The sequence below is a fragment of the Metapseudomonas resinovorans genome (assembly GCF_002003485.1).
GTDB lineage: Bacteria > Pseudomonadota > Gammaproteobacteria > Pseudomonadales > Pseudomonadaceae > Metapseudomonas > Metapseudomonas resinovorans_D.
Genome location: NZ_BDMA01000007.1, coordinates 21,865 through 38,555, shown reverse-complemented (window position 1 = coordinate 38,555; position 16,691 = coordinate 21,865). Strand labels below are relative to the sequence as shown.

The 16,691-nt window shown below is 64.9% G+C and carries 15 protein-coding genes and 1 pseudogene; 8 read left to right on the top strand and 8 right to left on the bottom strand.

The features are described from left to right. Positions 1 to 140: 140 nt before the first annotated feature. The 3 genes and pseudogenes from MnOB_RS02145 to MnOB_RS02135 all read right to left on the bottom strand — a co-directional run. Positions 141 to 917 (bottom strand): SDR family NAD(P)-dependent oxidoreductase, encoded by a 777-nt coding sequence (locus MnOB_RS02145; protein ID WP_077521518.1) that lies wholly within the window; start codon positions 915 to 917, stop codon positions 141 to 143. 11 nt (positions 918 to 928) lie between these two features. Further along, a complete protein-coding gene (locus MnOB_RS02140) occupies positions 929 to 1,684 on the bottom strand; it encodes an SDR family NAD(P)-dependent oxidoreductase (protein WP_077521516.1) in 756 nt (251 codons plus the stop codon). Between the two features lie 25 nt (positions 1,685 to 1,709). Next, positions 1,710 to 1,835 (bottom strand): annotated as a pseudogene (locus MnOB_RS02135) (SDR family oxidoreductase); the annotation flags it as partial. A 175-nt stretch (positions 1,836 to 2,010) separates the two neighbouring features. Between MnOB_RS02135 and MnOB_RS02130 the strand changes: the two are divergent. Then, on the top strand, positions 2,011 to 2,490 hold the full coding sequence (locus MnOB_RS02130; protein ID WP_077521514.1) for a nuclear transport factor 2 family protein: 480 nt from the start codon (positions 2,011 to 2,013) through the stop codon (positions 2,488 to 2,490). An 18-nt stretch (positions 2,491 to 2,508) separates the two neighbouring features. Here the strand turns inward: MnOB_RS02130 and MnOB_RS02125 are convergent, their stop codons facing one another. Next, positions 2,509 to 3,468: a GlxA family transcriptional regulator gene (locus MnOB_RS02125; protein WP_077521512.1), complete on the bottom strand. Its 960-nt coding sequence runs from the start codon at positions 3,466 to 3,468 to the stop codon at positions 2,509 to 2,511. A 96-nt stretch (positions 3,469 to 3,564) separates the two neighbouring features. Here MnOB_RS02125 and MnOB_RS02120 point away from each other — a divergent pair, with 96 nt between their 5' ends. From MnOB_RS02120 to pbpG, 3 genes are all read left to right on the top strand, one after another. Further along, the gene (locus MnOB_RS02120; RefSeq protein WP_077521510.1) at positions 3,565 to 4,005 is read left to right on the top strand and encodes a thioesterase family protein; all 441 of its coding nucleotides are present in this window, start codon (positions 3,565 to 3,567) and stop codon (positions 4,003 to 4,005) included. Positions 4,006 to 4,018: 13 nt separating this feature from the next. Continuing rightward, the gene (locus MnOB_RS02115; RefSeq protein WP_077521508.1) at positions 4,019 to 4,405 is read left to right on the top strand and encodes a DUF488 domain-containing protein; all 387 of its coding nucleotides are present in this window, start codon (positions 4,019 to 4,021) and stop codon (positions 4,403 to 4,405) included. Between the two features lie 176 nt (positions 4,406 to 4,581). Continuing rightward, complete coding sequence (pbpG, locus tag MnOB_RS02110; protein WP_077521506.1) at positions 4,582 to 5,526, top strand: D-alanyl-D-alanine endopeptidase; 945 nt, start codon at positions 4,582 to 4,584, stop codon at positions 5,524 to 5,526. Positions 5,527 to 5,652: 126 nt separating this feature from the next. Here pbpG and MnOB_RS02105 read toward each other — a convergent pair whose 3' ends face one another. Continuing rightward, entirely contained in the window at positions 5,653 to 6,582 is a 930-nt protein-coding gene (locus tag MnOB_RS02105) for a LysR family transcriptional regulator (protein WP_077521504.1), read from the bottom strand. A 120-nt stretch (positions 6,583 to 6,702) separates the two neighbouring features. Here MnOB_RS02105 and lysA point away from each other — a divergent pair, with 120 nt between their 5' ends. Together lysA and zapE are read left to right on the top strand one after the other, a co-directional pair. Next, complete coding sequence (lysA, locus tag MnOB_RS02100) at positions 6,703 to 7,938, top strand: diaminopimelate decarboxylase (protein ID WP_077521502.1); 1,236 nt, start codon at positions 6,703 to 6,705, stop codon at positions 7,936 to 7,938. 163 nt (positions 7,939 to 8,101) lie between these two features. Continuing rightward, positions 8,102 to 9,208 carry a cell division protein ZapE gene (gene zapE / locus MnOB_RS02095; RefSeq protein WP_077521500.1) on the top strand — a complete coding sequence of 369 codons (1,107 nt, stop codon included), beginning with the start codon at positions 8,102 to 8,104 and terminating at the stop codon, positions 9,206 to 9,208. A gap of 9 nt (positions 9,209 to 9,217) precedes the next feature. Here zapE and MnOB_RS02090 read toward each other — a convergent pair whose 3' ends face one another. Beyond that, positions 9,218 to 9,703 (bottom strand): GlcG/HbpS family heme-binding protein, encoded by a 486-nt coding sequence (locus MnOB_RS02090; RefSeq protein ID WP_077521498.1) that lies wholly within the window; start codon positions 9,701 to 9,703, stop codon positions 9,218 to 9,220. Positions 9,704 to 9,899: 196 nt separating this feature from the next. Here MnOB_RS02090 and MnOB_RS02085 point away from each other — a divergent pair, with 196 nt between their 5' ends. Beyond that, on the top strand, positions 9,900 to 11,630 hold the full coding sequence (locus tag MnOB_RS02085; RefSeq protein ID WP_077521496.1) for an AMP-binding protein: 1,731 nt from the start codon (positions 9,900 to 9,902) through the stop codon (positions 11,628 to 11,630). Here MnOB_RS02085 and MnOB_RS02080 read toward each other — a convergent pair. After that, positions 11,608 to 12,198, bottom strand: a complete 591-nt coding sequence (locus MnOB_RS02080; RefSeq protein WP_077521494.1) for a Crp/Fnr family transcriptional regulator — start codon at positions 12,196 to 12,198, stop codon at positions 11,608 to 11,610. The genes MnOB_RS02085 and MnOB_RS02080 overlap by 23 nt on opposite strands. A 168-nt stretch (positions 12,199 to 12,366) precedes the next feature. Here MnOB_RS02080 and MnOB_RS02075 point away from each other — a divergent pair, with 168 nt between their 5' ends. Further along, on the top strand, positions 12,367 to 12,786 hold the full coding sequence (locus tag MnOB_RS02075; protein ID WP_077521522.1) for a hypothetical protein: 420 nt from the start codon (positions 12,367 to 12,369) through the stop codon (positions 12,784 to 12,786). Between the two features lie 394 nt (positions 12,787 to 13,180). Here MnOB_RS02075 and MnOB_RS02070 read toward each other — a convergent pair whose 3' ends face one another. After that, complete coding sequence (locus MnOB_RS02070; RefSeq protein ID WP_077521492.1) at positions 13,181 to 16,660, bottom strand: hybrid sensor histidine kinase/response regulator; 3,480 nt, start codon at positions 16,658 to 16,660, stop codon at positions 13,181 to 13,183. Positions 16,661 to 16,691: the final 31 nt, after the last annotated feature.

Below are 16,691 nucleotides of genomic sequence, written 5' to 3'. Positions count from 1 at the left end.
AATCGCGCTGGCTACGTCGTACACCTTCTGCCATGGAGCGCTCCTGAAAATAAGGGCAAAGGTGTAAACCTTATTCAGGACGGGACACAGGGAACAAAAAAGGCCCGCTTTCGCGGGCCTTTTTGCATCCATTTCCCCAATCAGATCGGCGAGCCCGGCAGGCCGGGGTAATAGGAACCGGCCGCCACGCCGCCATCCACCGACAGTTCGCTGCCATTGCAGTAGCTGGCTTCGTCGCTGGCGAGGAACAGCGTGGCGCGGGCGATCTCCTCCGGTGCGCCAATGCGTTGCTGCGGCACGGTGCGGTACTGCGGAGCCAGATCTTCCCGCGAGGCACCGGTGGGGTTGGACATGACGGTATCGACGCCACCCGGATGCACCGAGTTGACACGTACGCCGTGGGGCCCCAGTTCCAGCGCCGCAACCTTGGTCAGGCCGCGCACGCCCCACTTGCTCGACACGTAGGCCGCCAGCGCGTTGACCCCGCGCAGGCCGTCCACGGACGAGATGTTGACGATGGAGCCGGCGCGCTGTTCGCGCATGATCGGCGCCACGCTACGGATGCCGAGGAAGGTGCCGGTGAGGTTGATCGACAGGGCGCGCTCGAACTGCGTTTGGGTCAACTCTTCGATGGCGCCGAATACCAGCACGGCGGCATTGTTCACCAGCACGTCGATGCGGCCGTGGCGCTCCACGGTTTCGTGGACCAACTGCTGCCAACCTTCTTCCTTGCTGACATCCAGGCAGCGGAAGCTGGCCGCCTCACCCAGTTCCGCCGCCAGTGCGTGGCCTTCGTCCTCCAGCAGGTCGGCGATGACGACGGTGGCGCCTTCCTTGACGAACAGACGCGAGGTTTGCGCGCCCATTCCGCGCGCGCCGCCGGTGATGATGGCGACTTTGTTTGCCAGACGTTGCATGACGATCTCCTTTAACCCCAATAAGCCTGGCCGCCATCCAGCGGGATGGTGGCGCCGGTCAGATAGCGGGCGTTGTCGCTGACCAGGAAGGCCACGGTGCGGCCGATGTCGTGTTCACAATCACCCACCCGGCGCAGCGGAATGCTGTTGAAGAAGGCTTCCGCCTCCACCGGGTTGGCTTCGATCCAGCCGCGTAGGCCGGGGGATAAGGCGTGGGGGGCGATGACGTTGACGCGGATGCCGTCCACGCCCCATTCGCAGGCAGCCCCACGGCTGAGCGAGCGGATGGCTTCCTTGGTTGCGGCGTAGTGGCCGTAGCCCGATGCGTCCCAGCGCACGGCGGCGGAGGAGGCCAGGTTGACCACGGCGCCATCACCCTTGAGGTGTGGGTAGCAGGCGCGCATCAGGCGCAGGGTGGCCATGGGACCTGAGTCGATGCCCTTCATGAAGGCTTCGTCCGTCACCTCGAGGATGCTGCCCAGCGGCACGATGTGGGCGTTGTTGACCAGGATGTTGAGGCCACCGAAGGCCTCCACCACTTCGGCCACGCAGCGATCGATATCCGCCGGGCTCATCACGTCGCATTCGACCGCCAGGGCGGTGCCGCCACGGCGGCGAATTTCGGCACAAGTCTCTTCCAGAGTGGCGCGGGTGCGACCGGCCACGGCGACCTTGGCGCCCTCGGCGGCCAGCGAGTAGGCGATACCCTGGCCAACGCCCTGGCCGCCTCCGGTCACCAGGGCGACCTTGCCTTGCAGCATGCTCATGCTTGTTTGCTCCCGAATTATTGGATTAACCGGCGATGCCGGAGATCGTCTGTGCGTTGTCGATGCGCAGTTCGGCGCCGTTGACGAAGCGCGATTCGTCCGAGGCGAGGAACAGCACCAGGTTGGCTACGTCTTCCGGCATGCACATGCGTGCCACCTTATTTGTCCTGCGCGGTTGCAGGTGCGGGGAAACTCGCATCGCCGGGGCAGAGGGGCATCGGCCGATCGGACTATTGGTCATCGCGCAGGACGCTAGTCCCCTCGGACGATGATTGGCCGGGTAGCGGCGGCTAGGTTGGGCGTTCCCCTTACATGGAGCAGCAGAGATGGCCGACGCCGTTGAAACACTTCTGGAAATCGAGCAGATCAAGCAGCTGAAGTACCGCTATTTCAGGGCGATCGATTGCCACGACTGGGCCTTGTTCGAAACCTGTATAGCCGAGGACGTGACCACCGCGCTGGACAGCGGCAAGTACGCTTTTTCCGGTCGCGCCAGCTTTGTAGAGGGCCTGCGTGGGCTGATGGACCGGCCGACCCTGCTGTCCAAGCATCAGGGGCACCACCCGGAGATCGAGTTGGTCGCGCCCGATCGGGCCCGGGGTAGCTGGTACCTTGAGGATCATGTGATCGACACGGAGAACGGCTGGATGGTTCACGGCACGGCGTTCTACCAGGACGAATACGTCAAGCGTGTCGGGGCCTGGCAGATTTTCTCCACTGGATACCGGCGCGTATTCGAAACGGTCACGGCGCCCATCCCGGAGCAGTTCAAGGTCATTTCATGCTGGTTCGGACTGCCCGAGTGAACGAATAGCGCCGACCGTTCAGCCTGCGCGCAGCTCGCGAATGCCCTTGCCGAGGCGTTTGCGCAGCAGGGTGCGCAAGGTTACGCCGTCGGCGTAGCCCACCAGACCAGCGACCTGGTCGACGCTGTGCTCGCTGGTTTTCAGCAGGTGTACGGCGCGCTCGATGCGCAGGTCTTGCACATAGGCCAGGGGCGTCTTGCCTAGTACCTCATGGATGCGCCGGGCGAGGGTGCGCTTGCTGGTGGCCAATTCGTTGGCGGCCGCATTCAGGTTGAATCCTTGAGCCAGGCGCTCGCGTACCCAGCGGTCGAAGCGTTGCACCAGCGGGTCGGCATGAGCCAGGTGGTCGGAGAGGGCGTAAGCCGATTGCGATGGGCGTGAGTCGACGATCAGGTAGCGCGCCACCAGGGCGGCCAGCTCCGGGCTGGTCTGACGGATCAGCCACAGGGTCAGGTCCAGGTGGCTGAGGGCGGCGCCGGCGGTCACCAGTTGCCCGGAGCTGATGATCATCCGACCGGCATCCAGCTGCACCTGTGGATAACGTTGCCGGAACAGCGGTGTCAGCCACCAGGTGGTGGTGGCTTCGTGGCCGTCCAGCAAACCGGTTTCCGCCAGTACGAAGGTGCCGATGCAGGCGGCGGCGACGCGTGCGCCGCCTTCGGCCCAGCCGCGCAGAGTGGCGACCGCGTCGGCCACGTCAGGGCGCGCCAGGGCTTGTTGCAGTGGGTCGGGCATCTTGTAGCCCATGGCCGGGACAATCACCCATTCCGGCGTCGGGCAATCCATGGCTGGACGCACGGGAACGCCGAAACCCAGGGAGCTTTGCACTTGCGGCCGTACCCCCGCGAGGGCCACCTCGAACTGTGGGCAGGGCAGGCCGTGCAGGGTGGCCAGCTCATTGGCGGTGGTCAGTGCATCGAGGACGGTGGCCAGTCCGGTATCGAAAACCCCTTCAAGGGCGAGGACGGTGATCTTCATGGCGAGATCGCTACCAAAGTTGTCAATCGCGCCAGTATTGCAGAGGCCTGGCAGGCCATACAGTGAGCTCCACACACCTTGCTGCGGAGACTCATCATGTACCGGAAGACCCTTATCGCCGGTTGGGGCGACATGGACTTCAACTCTCACATGCGTAACACCGCCTACCTCGACAAGTCCGCCGACGTGCGCATGATGTATTTCGCCGATCGCGGCTTTCCGATGTCGGAGTTCCGCCGCCTGCGCCTGGGGCCGGTGGTTATGAAGGACGAGATCGAGTACTTCCGTGAATTTCATCTGCTGGACGAAATGGACATCAGCATGCGCTTGTCCGGTCTGTCCGAGGACGGCAGCCGGATGATGTTGCGCAACGAGTTCTATCGCGGCGGCACCCTGGCGGCGCGGGTCACCTCCACCGCCGGTTGGTTCGACCTGGAGCAACGCAAGCTGGTGGTTCCGCCACCCGCTCTGCTGGAGGCACTTCAGGCCCTGGAAGAGAGTGAGGATTTCCGCGTACTGCCTGGCAGCAGCCGCTGAGGAGGAGGGGGAGATGAGCATCAGCATCGTTCAGTTGGGAACGCCGCGAGGCGACGGCGAAGGGGTGCGCATCGGCACCGTGCGCAGGCCGCCACGGGGTGTGCCCAAGGCCGAATTCGCCAGCCGCGACTACTACGACACCTGGTTGCCGTTGCTGGCGCCGAGCGCCGAGCTGATGGCCGAAGGCAAGAGCGCTGAAAGCGATGCCGATTGGGCCCGCTTCGCCAAGCGCTATCGCGCCGAGATGGAGGGCGGGGAAGGGGCCCGGGTGTTGGACTTGCTGTCAGCGCTTTCCCACGGCAGCCACTTCGCGGTGGGTTGCTACTGCGAGTATGAGGCACGTTGCCATCGCTCCGTACTGCGTCAATTGTTGGCCGAGCGCGGAGCCTCGATTCGCTGATTTACCAGGCGATTTCGCCAAGCATTTCCCTCTGGCGGTCATTCGACCAAAGGCGCAAAATCGCGCCCCGACGACAGAAGGCGCTGAGTATTCAGCGCCTTCGTTCCTATACTTCTACGGTATAGGTCCTACTCTTCATTTCTCTCTCTTCCTTCATCTTCGTTACTGGACGCATCGTGAAAATTCGCAGTTCGATCGCCAAACTGTTCGTTCTCGGTTCCTGCCTGTTCGTTCTTGCAGGCTCACCCGTTCAAGCTCAGGAGGCGCCACTGCCGGTTCGCGACCCGGCACAGCTGCACCTGGCTTCCGGCAGCGTGATGCTGCTCGATCTGAATACCGACAAGATCCTGTATTCCCGTAATTCCAATCTGGTTGCCCCCATCGCCTCGGTGACCAAGCTGATGACCGCCATGGTAGTGCTGGACGCCAAGCAGCCGATGGACGAGATCATCACCGTGACCATCCGCGACAACCCGGACATGAAGGGCGTGTATTCGCGGGTACGTGTGGGCAGCCAGGTGAATCGCCACGACATGCTGCTGATGACGCTGATGTCCTCGGAAAACCGTGCCGCCACCGCCCTGGCCACGGCGTATCCGGGCGGCTACCCGGCCTTCATCAAGGCGATGAACGCCAAGGCCCGCGCCATCGGCATGAGCAACACCCGCTATGTCGAACCCACAGGCCTGTCGCTGCACAACGTGTCCAGCGCCCACGACCTGGTGCTGCTGCTCAAGGAAGCGCGCAAGTACCCGATGCTGAGCCAGCTCAGCACCACCCCGGAAAAGACCATCACCTTCGTCAAGCCGCGTTACAGCCTGGGCTTCCGCAACACCAACAACCTGGTGCGCAAGCCTGGCTGGAGCATCCAGGTGACCAAGACCGGCTTCACCGACGAAGCCGGCCACTGCCTGGTGATGCTGACCCAGATGAACGGCCGTCCGGTGGCCATGGTGCTGCTGGATGCCTTCGGCAAGCAAACCCATGTGGCCGACGCCACGCGCATGCGCCGCTGGCTGGAAACCGGCAAGAGCGGCCCGGTCCCTGCGGCGGCGAAGAACTACCGCCAATACAAGGACAACCAGATTCGCCAGGCGACGGTGCAGAACAGCGCACAGTGAGGGATTGGGCATCCTCACACGCAGCACCCGGCTGATCTCCGCTACGGCCCCGAAAAGTAGGGTGCGCCATGCGCACCAAGGCGATGCTCAGGACACGCGCCGGCTTCCCGGTGCGCGCGGCGCACCCTACGGAATGAGTCCGCGCAGCCGGGATTCCAGCCTTTCCAACAACCCTTCCGCCACGTCCTTCAATATCCCTTCAGCTTCATCCACCAGTGCCGAGGACGGGCGATACTCCGGCCGGACCAACTGCACGCGGAATGGAACCGAGGTCTTCAGCCGGCGTATCTGCAAACCACGCCCGGCTTCGTCCAGCGCACTCAGCGGGTTGACGATGGCCAGGCCGAGTCCTTGGCGAACCAGGGCGCAGAGCGAGGCGGCGGTGCTGGTTTCCACCACCATGCGGCGCTCCACTCCTGCGGCGAGAAAGTGGGCGTCCAGGCTCTGACGGTAGATATCCAGGCCGGACAGGCTGATGAACGGACGATCCTGGAAGTCCGCCAGCGCCAGTTCGGACCTGGCCAGCAGTTCGTGACCTTCCGGCAGCACGCAGACCATATCCGCGGCGAATAGCGTTGAACCACGGGTGCCGCGGGGCAACAGGTCGGTTTCCGACAGGCCCAGGTCATGCCGCTGGCCGCTCAGGGATTCCTCCAGCAGCGGGGACTCCTGGGCGCTGATGGACAGGCGTACGCCGGGATGGCGTTCGAGGAAGGCCTGGCAGAAGGCGGGCAGGAGGGTCTGTGCGAACACCGGCAAGCCGGTGATGGCCAACTGGCCCTGGTCGTAGCGGCGGATGGCCTGGGCCGCGCCGGCGATGCGCTCCAGGCCGGTGTAGGCACGCTGCACCTCGTCGAACAGCGCCAACCCCTGGGCAGTGGGCGACAGTCGCCCGCCTTCGCGATCGAACAGGCTGAAACCCAGCAAATGCTCGAAGCGGGCCAGTTCCCGGCTCACGGTGGGCTGCGAAGTGAAGAGCAGGCGTGCGGCGCCGGTGGCGCTGCCGGCGGTCATCACGGCGCGGAAGACTTCTATATGGCGGATGGAAAGGTCCATGGGGCGCTCGGAAACAGGAGTCGATGCATATCAATAATGAATGATGTGTGTACAAATTGGTATTTTATTGAATTGATTCGCTTCGCCATCATGGCGCCATCCTGAATTCCGGAGGCCACCATGCGCCCGAACATTCCCGCTGCCACCCTCGCCAATCTCGTCCGCGAACACGGCACCCCGCTGTGGTGCTACGACGCCGCGGTAATCCGCGAGCGCATCGCCCAGCTCAAGGGTTTCGACGTCATCCGCTTCGCCCAGAAAGCCTGCTCCAACCTGAGCATCCTGCGTCTGATGCGTGAAGAGGGCGTGCAGGTGGACGCGGTATCCCTCGGCGAAATCGAGCGCGCGCTGCTGGCCGGCTACTCGCCCAAGGGCGAACCGGCGGGCGTGGTGCTGACCTGCGACCTGCTCGACCGAGCCACCCTCAAGCGCGCCGTTGAGCTGGGTATCGAGGTCAATGTCGGCTCCATCGACATGCTCACCCAGCTCGGCCAGGCCAGCCCGGGTCATCGCGTCTGGCTGCGCATCAACCCCGGCTTCGGTCACGGCCATAGCCAGAAGACCAACACCGGCGGCGAGAACAGCAAGCACGGCATCTGGCACAGTCAGCTGGACGCTGCGATGGCAGTGATCCGCGATTACGGCCTGGTGCTGGTCGGCCTGCACATGCACATCGGCTCCGGTGTGGACTACAGCCACCTGGAAGAGGTCTGCGGTGCGATGGTCGGCGCGGTGCGCGACCTGGGCTGCGACCTGGAAGCCATCTCTGCCGGTGGCGGCTTGTCCATTCCCTATCGCCAGGACGACCCGGTGGTGGACATCCCGCGTTACGCCGAACTGTGGAACCAGGCCCGCCGCGAGGTCGAAGGCATCGTTGGGCACCCGGTGCGCCTTGAGCTGGAACCGGGCCGTTTCCTGGTGGCCGAGTCCGGCTGCCTGCTCAGCGAAGTGCGTGCGGTGAAGGACGTGGGCAACAACCACTTCATCCTGGTAGATGCTGGCTTCAACGACCTGATGCGTCCGTCCATGTACGGCAGCTTCCACGACATGAGCCTGCTGGATGACGCCGGCAACCCGGTCACTGCCCCGCAGCGCCAGACAGTGGTTGCCGGCCCGCTGTGCGAATCCGGTGACGTCTTCACCCAGCACGACGGTGGCCTGGTAGCGCCGCGCGCCCTGCCGGCGGCCCAGGTCGGCAACCTGCTGCTGATCCATGACACCGGCGCCTATGGCGCGTCCATGTCGTCCAACTACAACAGCCGGCCGCTGCTGCCGGAGGTGCTGGTGGATGGCGACGAAACCCGCCTGATCCGCCGTCGCCAGCCCCTGGCCGACCTGTTGGCGCTGGAGCTGTAGGCTCGTCAAATCCTGTGGGGGCGAATTCATTCGCCAAGGGCCACATCGTGGCCCCCTGGAAGTCGGCAGGGCGGACCTGCGGTCCGCTCAGCGATTGAAATCGCCCCCACAAACAAAGCGCGAGCCTTCCTCATGGTGCCTGCAACCCGCACAATGCGGCGCCATGACCTTCGATTCCCCACTCGCCGCCTACCGCCATGCCCTGGAGCAGGGCGGTTTCCTGCCGGACCCGGCCCAGCGCCACGCGGTCGATTGCCTGCAGGCCTGCCATGAGGCATTGCACCGCGCGGGCGAGGTGACCGGTGTCTATCTTTGGGGCCCGGTCGGGCGCGGCAAGACCTGGTTGATGGACCGCTTTCATCAGAGCTTGCGGGTTCCGGCACGGCGACAGCATTTCCATCACTTCATGCGCTGGGTCCACCAGCGGCTATTCCAGCTCACCGGCACGCCTGACCCGTTGCAGGCCCTGGCCCGTGAGCTGGCGCAAGAGGTGCGGGTGCTGTGCTTCGACGAGCTGTTCGTCAACGATATCGGCGATGCCATGCTGCTTGGCCGTCTGTTGCGGGCGATGTTCGACGAAGGCGTGGCCATGGTTGCCACTTCCAACCAGCCACCGCAGCAACTCTATGCCGATGGGTTCAACCGCGAACGTTTCCAGCCGGCCATCGACGCCATCGAGCGACACATGCAGATCGTGGCGGTGGATGGCGGTGAGGACCATCGCCTGCACCCGGGTACGGCCCATCAACGCTACTGGGTGACGGAGCCCGGCGAGCCTGCCGTCCTTGCGGAAGTCTTCGAACGGCTGGCAACGGGGAAGGGCAGTTCCGACGAGCCGGTGGAGCTGGGCCATCGCCCGGTGCCCGTGGTGCGCCAATGTGCGGCAGCGGTCTGGTTTCGCTATGACGACCTTTGCCAGCAACCGCTGGCGGCCCTGGATTTCATTGCCCTGTGCGACCGCTTCCCAGCGATTCTGCTCGGGAATGTGCCGAACCTGAGTGCTTCCCGCCGCGAGGGACGCATTGCCCGTGGTACCGAAGATGGCGCCGAACGGGTGGAAGCCGGCGACCGCGAATTGCCGCAGTTGTCGGTGCATGACGACGGCGTACGCCGCTTCATTGCGCTGGTGGACGAGTGCTACGACCGCCGCGTGCCGCTTTACCTCGAGGCGGCCGTGGCCATGGACCGCCTCTACACAGAGGGCTACCTGGAGTTCCCCTTCCGCCGCACCCTGAGCCGACTGACGGAAATGCAGCTGGCGCGGTTCTGACGTCCGTTCCTACTTGAGCTGATCCTTCACCGCTTCCAGACCGGCGTTGGCGCATTCTTCATCCAGATGCCCACCGGGCGCGCCGCCCACGCCCACGGCGCCGATCACCTCGTCGCCCACCTTCACCGGAACGCCGCCGCCCACGACCAGGAATCCGTCGATCATCGGCAGGTACTGCGCCGCAGGATTCTTCTGCACGTTCGCCAGCATCTCGGTAGTGCTGCGCTTGGTCGACGCGGCCGTGTAGGCCTTGCGCCGAGCGGAGTCGAGGGTATGCGGGCCGGCCTTGTCCGCGCGGAGGATGGCGCGCACGCCGCCGGCGCGGTCCACCACTGCGGCCGTGACGTTGTAGCCCTTGGCGGTGCAGGCCTGCACCGTGGCATTGGCGATTTCGCTGGCGATCTTGAGGGTCATGTTCTTTTCGCTGGCGACCTCGGCGTGGGCACTGAGGCAGGCGGCGAGGCTGCCCAGGACGAGGTACTGGAGTGGTTTCATGGCGGGGTTCTCCTGTCGCGGCACGCGTGAAGCCTTTGCCTTCGGCCGGGAGACAGGGACGGCGAAACGATGTCGCCAGCCAGGCGCTGGCCGTGGCTTACAAGCCTAGCCAGCCTTCTTAACATTTGTTAATGCCGCCTGTGCGGCGGCCCCCCAAGAATCGGCGCACAACAACGCGCAGGTCCAGGAGGCCGCCATGCCCAGCCAGGTTCCCACCACCGTCTACGAACTGTTGCAGGCCTCGGCCGGCGCTAACCCGGAGCGTACGGCGCTGACCTTTATCCACAGCTTCGGGGCGGAGATTGGCGAGCAGGACCTGAGCTACTCGGCATTCTTCGCCCAGCTCAATCGCAGCGCGCGCATGCTGCTGGACCTGGCCGGTACGCCGAGGCCGGTGATCACCCTGCTATTGCCGAACATCCCACAGAGCCAGTGCCTGCTCTGGGCCGCCGCCAGCGTCGGCATCGCCAACCCGATCAACCCGTTGCTGAACGAAGAAGCCCTGGCCAGCCTGATGGAAAAGGCCGGCACGGACCTGGTGGTGGCACTCGGTCCGGTGCCCGGCTCCGACCTGTGGCAGAAGGCGCTGGCGGCTTCGCTGCGCCTGTCGAAGCGACCCAGATGCGTGTCGGTACTGGCGGAAGGGGGCGAGTTCTTTTACGACCGGTTGCTGGATCGCTACCCCGGCGTGGCACTGGAGCCGGCTCTGCTGCCTGGGCCCGATGACATTGCCGCCTACTTCCATACCGGAGGCACCACCGGGGTTCCCAAGCTCGCACGTCAGACCCATGCGAACCAGGTAGCTGCCGCTTGCGCCTACCGGGCATGTGTGCAATCCGGCCCCGAGGATGTGGCACTGAATGGCCTGCCAATCTTCCATGTGGCCGGTGCCCTGGTGAATAGCCTGGGGGGCCTGGCCAGCGGGTTGCGCATGTTGCTGCCGACGCTGGGTGGCTTCCGCAACCCGGAGGTGATCCGCCAGCACTGGCGTCTGGTCGAGCATTACGGCATCACCCTGAGTGGCGGCATTCCCACCTCGGTCGCGGCGATGCTGGAGGTCCCCATCGAAGGGCACGACATCGGCAGCCTTCGCTTCATGCTTTCCGGTGGCGCCCCGGTGCCGTCGGCCCTGTGCGAGAAAGTAAAGGAATTGACCGGACTGGAGCTGTACCAGGCCTATGGCATGACGGAATGCAGCGGTGTGATCGCCTTGCCCAACCTGGCCCACCCAGCCATTCCGGGCAGCGCCGGACATGTGGCGGCGCCGATCGAGGTGCGGATCGACGGCGGGGAAGTCTGCGTGCGCGGCGCCACGGTGTTCCCCGGCTACCTGGGCCAGGACCGGTCGCCGCTGGAGGATGGTTGGCTGCGCAGCGGCGATCTGGGACACCTGGACGAAAACGGCAATCTGTTCATCACCGGCCGCGCCAAGGACCTGATCATCCGCAGCGGCCACAACATCGATCCGGCGTTGATCGAGAATTGCCTGGAAAGCCACCCGGCCGTTTCCATGGCCGCCGCAGTGGGTATGCCTGACGAGTACGCCGGCGAGCTGCCGGTGGTGTTCGTACAGTTGCGCCAGGGCCAGACGGCCAGCCTCGACGAGCTGCAGCAGTTCGCCTTCGAGCACATCGCTGAGCGTCCGGCATGCCCGAAACGGGTGTTCCTGGTGGATGCCCTGCCGGTGACGGTGGTGGGGAAGATCTTCAAGCAGACGCTGCGGGAGTTGGCGGCGGCCAGTGTCTATCGCGAACGGGTTGGTGGCGACTGCCCGGCGCTGGATTGCAAGGTGACCCAAGGCGCCGATGGCAGCTTGTGGATAAGCCTGGCGAATGTACCGGCCGAGCGGCGTGAGTTCTGCACACAGAGAGCCGAGGCGCTGGGGCTGCAGGTGCGCGAGTTGCTCAGCCCGCCCGTTTGCGCTTGACCCGCGAGAAGGACACCGGGTCCATCCCCAGATAACTGGCCAGATGGTATTGGGGCACCCGATCCAGCAGCCAGGGCTCGTTCTCCAGTAACCACTGGTAGCGCTGCTCCCCATTGCGGGTGAGCAGCAGCGCTTCGCGGTCCTCGTTGCGCAGCATGATCTGACGAACCATCAGGTGCTGCATCTGTAACAGCTGCGGGAAGCGTTTGCCGTACTGGTCCTGTATCGCCAGGGGCAGGCTCGCCAGCCGGCACCTTTCCACGGCGGCGATGTTGTAGGTGCAGGGCTGCTGCTTGAGGTAGGCGCTGAGGGAGCCGATCAGCTGACCTTCGCGGAAGAAGGTCTTGTTCCACTGGCGACCCTCCGGGGACAGGTAGTAGTAGCGCGCCACGCCGGCGAGGATCACGTAGAAATGGGTGGGGCGTTCGCCTGCGCGGATGATCAGTTGCTCATGCTCGTAGTCGCGCAGCTTGAGCGCCTGCATCAGGCAATCCTGCAGCGCCGGGTCGGTCATGCCGTGGGCGTTGAAGATTTCCTGCAGTTGGACCTGGATGTCGGCGGGAATCATTTGGGATTGGCCTGGGGGTACTGGATTCATCTAAGCACAGGCGGGCGCTCGGCTCCCAATCTGCAATTGCCCGCCGCTTCCGCGTGCCTGACACTAGACTCCTTTTTTCAGCCCCAACCAAGAAGGAACTCTCCCGTGTCTCCACGCCAACAAGACAGCTGGGCCCAGATCTGCCTGGCCGCCGGCCTCGACCCGGAAAAGCGCCTGGCTGCCCGCGAGGCCGTGCTGGGCCATGCCGATGCCCTGGAGTGCTCGCTCTATCGTCCCGACGAGAACGACCTGGACGCCGAAGAAGAGGACCTGGGCGATGCGCGCATCCTCTTTACCGGTCCCTTCAACGCGCCGGCCGAATGGAGCGCGCAGGACCGTGAGGATTATTTCGGCGATATCGATCCCGGCGCGTTCGTCACCGCGCTGATCGAATGCCAGGCCGATCCGGCGACGCGTGATTTCTTCCTCGCCGATGCCGGCGACTTCGTCGCAGTGGTCGCCGCCTCCGGCGAGGTACAGATGTTCTACCTCTACGACTGCAACGAAGACGACGACGGCACGCACTGTGTGCTGGTGCGGGAAGACGAAGACGATTGAGCACTGCTGCTGTTTGTACGTTCAACGAGCTCCGCTGGTGGACGTAAAGAGCGACGTCCACCCCAACACACTGCACTGTGGGAGCGAATTCATTCGCGATTGAAATCGCTCCCACAATCCGAGTTCGCCTTCGGACACCGTAGGGTGGATCACGCTTTATCGATCCACCATGCGTGCGTTCAACGAGCGCCGTTGGTGGACGTAAAGAGCGACGTCCACCCTACACACTGCTTTGTGGGGGTGGGGTAATTCGCGATTGAAATCGCTCCCACAATCCGAGTTCGCCTTCGGACACCGTAGGGTGGATCACGCTTTATCGATCCACCATTCGTGCGCTCAACGAACTCCGTTGGTGGACGCAAAGAGCGACGTCCACCCTACGCGGAGATTGTGATCAGCGCAGATTCACATGTCGGCTGATCAGCGCCCGTAGCGCGGCTGGCTTCACCGGCTTGGCCAGGTAGTCCAGGCCGGCGGCGTGGACTTCGGCCACCAACTCGGCGCGGCCGTCGGCGCTGATTACCACACCGGGCAGCGGTTCACCCAGGCGGGTCCGCAGCCAGGCCATGAGTTCGGTGCCGGTTTCGCCTTCATCCAGGTGGTAGTCCACCAGCGCCAGTTGCGGCCGCACCTCCTCGGCCAGCAGGTGTTCGCATTCCAGGCGGTTGCGCGCCGTCCAGACCTGGCAGCCCCAGCGCGACAGCAGGCTGTGCATGCCAGTGAGGATGCTGTCCTCGTTGTCGATGCACAGCACCTGGGTACCGGTGAGGGCCTGGCCGTTGGCTTCGGCCTGCTTCTGCACGACGGGAGAGGGCTGCTGCGCGCGGGCCATGGGCACAGTGACGCTGAACACGCTTCCCTTGCCCGGCCAGGAACGCACTTCCAGCGTGTGGCCGAGCACGCGGCAGAGGCCGTCGGCGATGGCCAGTCCCAGGCCAAGGCCTTTCTCGGCGCGAGTCTGATGGCTGTCCAGGCGCTTGAACTCTTCGAATATCACCTTGCGCTTGTCTTCCGGGATGCCGGGGCCACGGTCCCAGACTTCCAGGCGCAGGTAGTCGCCATCGCGCCGGGCGCCCAGCAGGACACGTCCCCTGGCGTAGCGGAATGCGTTGGTGAGGAAGTTCTGCAGGACCCGGCGCAGCAGTTTCATGTCGCTTTCCACCCGCACTTTGCTGCCGCGCAGGCGGAAGTCCATGCCCTGCTCCTGGGCCAGCACCTTGAACTCGGCGCCGAGGGTGTCGAACAGCGAAGCCAGCGGGAAGGCCGCGCGATCGGGGGTGACGCGGCCACTTTCCAGGCGGGAGATGTCCAGCAGGTCGGTGATCAGGTCCTCGGCCGAACGCAGCGAGCTGTCCAGGTGGTTGACCAGTTCGCGAGCCTCGCGGGGCAGGACTTCCTGCTGATGGCCGAGGGCCGCGGAGAACAGCCGCGCGGCGTTGAGCGGCTGCATCAGGTCGTGGCTGACGGCGGCGAGGAAGCGGGTCTTCGACTGGTTCGCGGATTCCGCCGTGCCCTTGGCTTCGATCAGCGCGTGGTTGAGCTGGGAGAGTTCCAGGGTTCGTTCGGTGACCCGGCGTTCCAGCCCCTCGTTGGCATCCTTGAGGTCTCGCTCGGCCTGGCGATAGGCGGTGATGTCGGTGAAGCTCATGACGAAACCGCCGCCGGGCATGGGGTTGCCGATCAGTTCGATGACCCGGCCATTGGGGAACAGGCGTTCGGAGGTGTGCGGGGTGCCCTGGCGCATCCAGAACAGGCGGCGGGCGACATGGGATTCCACCTCGCCGGGCCCGCAGAGGCCGCGTTCGGCGTTGAAGCGAATGATGTCGGCAATGGGGCGGCCAACGCTGATCAGTCCTTCGGGATAGTCGAAGAGTTCCAGGTAGCGACGGTTCCAGGCCACCAGTCGCAGCGACTGGTCGACGACGCTGATGCCCTGGGTGATGTTCTCGATGGCGCCCTGCAGCAGGGCGCGGTTGAACTGCAGCACCTCGGACGCCTCGTCGGCGATGCGAACCACGTCTTCCACCTGCATCTCGCGGCCTTCGATAGCCGCTTTCACCACTGCTCGCGCCGAAGAGGCGCCGAGCACACCGGCGAGCAGGCGCTCGGTGTGGGTGATCCAGTCCTGGTTGGCGTTCTGCGTCGGGTTGAAGCTGATGCCCAGCCGATAGGCGAAACGAATGAAGCTCTGCCGCGCGCGCTCTTCACCGACGAAACGCGAGGCCAGCATCAGCAGGTCGTCCACCTGCACCGCCAGCAGGGTGCGGGAGCTGGCGCGCGCCGATACCTGTTGGCCGACGAAGCGGCTGGCCTGCCAGTGCTCGGATACGCGGGTACGGGAGAACACCGACACCCAGGCGAAGAGGAGCCAGTTGCCGGCCAGCGACAGCACCACGCCCTGGGTCAGCGGCTCGATGGGCAGATTCAGCGGGTTTTCCATCATCCAGGACAGGCCGGGGAAGGCCTCCAGCGACCAGCCCAGGCCGCGGGCCATGACCGGCAGGACCAGCGTGTAGGCCCAAAGCGCGGCGCCCGCAGCAAGACCGGCGAACACGCCACGGCGGTTCGCCTGCTTCCAGAACAGCGCGCCGATCATCGCCGGACCGAGCTGGGCGATAGAGGCGAAGGCGATCTGGCCGATGGTTGCCAGGCTCGCGGTGGAGCCCAGCAGGCGGTAGCTGACGTAGCCCAGCAGGATGATGACCACGATGCTCACCCGGCGTACCGAGAGCATCCAGTGGCGGAACACCTCGAACGGCCGCTCGGCGTTCTGCCGGCGCAGCAGCCAGGGCAGCAGCATGTCGTTGGAGACCATGGTGGACAGCGCCACGGCCTCCACGATCACCATGCCGGTGGCGGCCGAGGCGCCGCCGATGAACGCCAGCATGGCGAGGGCCGGGTGGGCCTCGGCCAGCGGCAGGCTGATGACGAAGGAGTCCGGGATCACGCCGCTGGGCAGCAGCATCTGGCCAGCCAGGGCGATGGGCACCACGAACAGCGCGGCCAACGCCAGATAGATGGGGAACACCCAGCGCGCCTGGCGCAGGTCGCGGGGTTCGATGTTTTCGACCACGGTGACGTGGAACTGTCGGGGCAGGCAGATGATGGCGAGCATCGCGAGGCCGGTCTGCACCAGCAATGAGGACCAATCAACTGACTGCGACCAGTAGTGTTCCAGCTGCGGGGCACTGCGGGCGCGGCTGAAGAGATCATCGAAGCCGTCGAACAGGCCGAAGGTCACGTAGGCACCCACGGCGAGGAAGGCCAGCAACTTGACCAGTGACTCGAAGGCAATCGCCAGGACCATGCCACGGTGGTGCTCGGTGGCGTCGAGGTTGCGGGTGCCGAAGAGGATGGTGAACAGGGCGAGCACCAGCGACACGATGAGTGCCGTGTCCTGGGCGCGGGTGCCAGAGGCTTCGGGGCTCGGGCCGATCAGCAGGTTCACGCCGAGGACGATGCCCTTCAGCTGCAGGGCGATGTACGGCAGCACGCTGACCAGGCAGATCAGCGCCACCACCACCGCCAGGGCCTGGGACTTGCCGTAGCGCGCCGCGATGAAGTCAGCGATGGAGGTGATGTTCTCCTGCTTGCTGATCAGCACCATCTTTTGCACCACCCAGGGCGCGACCAGTAGCAACAGGATGGGGCCGAGGTAGATGGGCAGGAAGTTCCAGACTTGCCCGGCGGCCTGGCCGACAGCGCCGAAGAAGGTCCAGCTGGTGCAATACACCGCCAGCGACAGGCTGTAGACCCAGGCGCGCATGCGCGGCGACAGCGGCGTGCTGCGTCGGTCGCCATAGAAGGCGATGGCGAAGAGGATGGCCATGTAGAGGAAGGCGACCGTGGCGATCAGCCCGCTGGACAGCGACATTGCAGCTCCGGATGGTGCGTTGGCGGGGCGT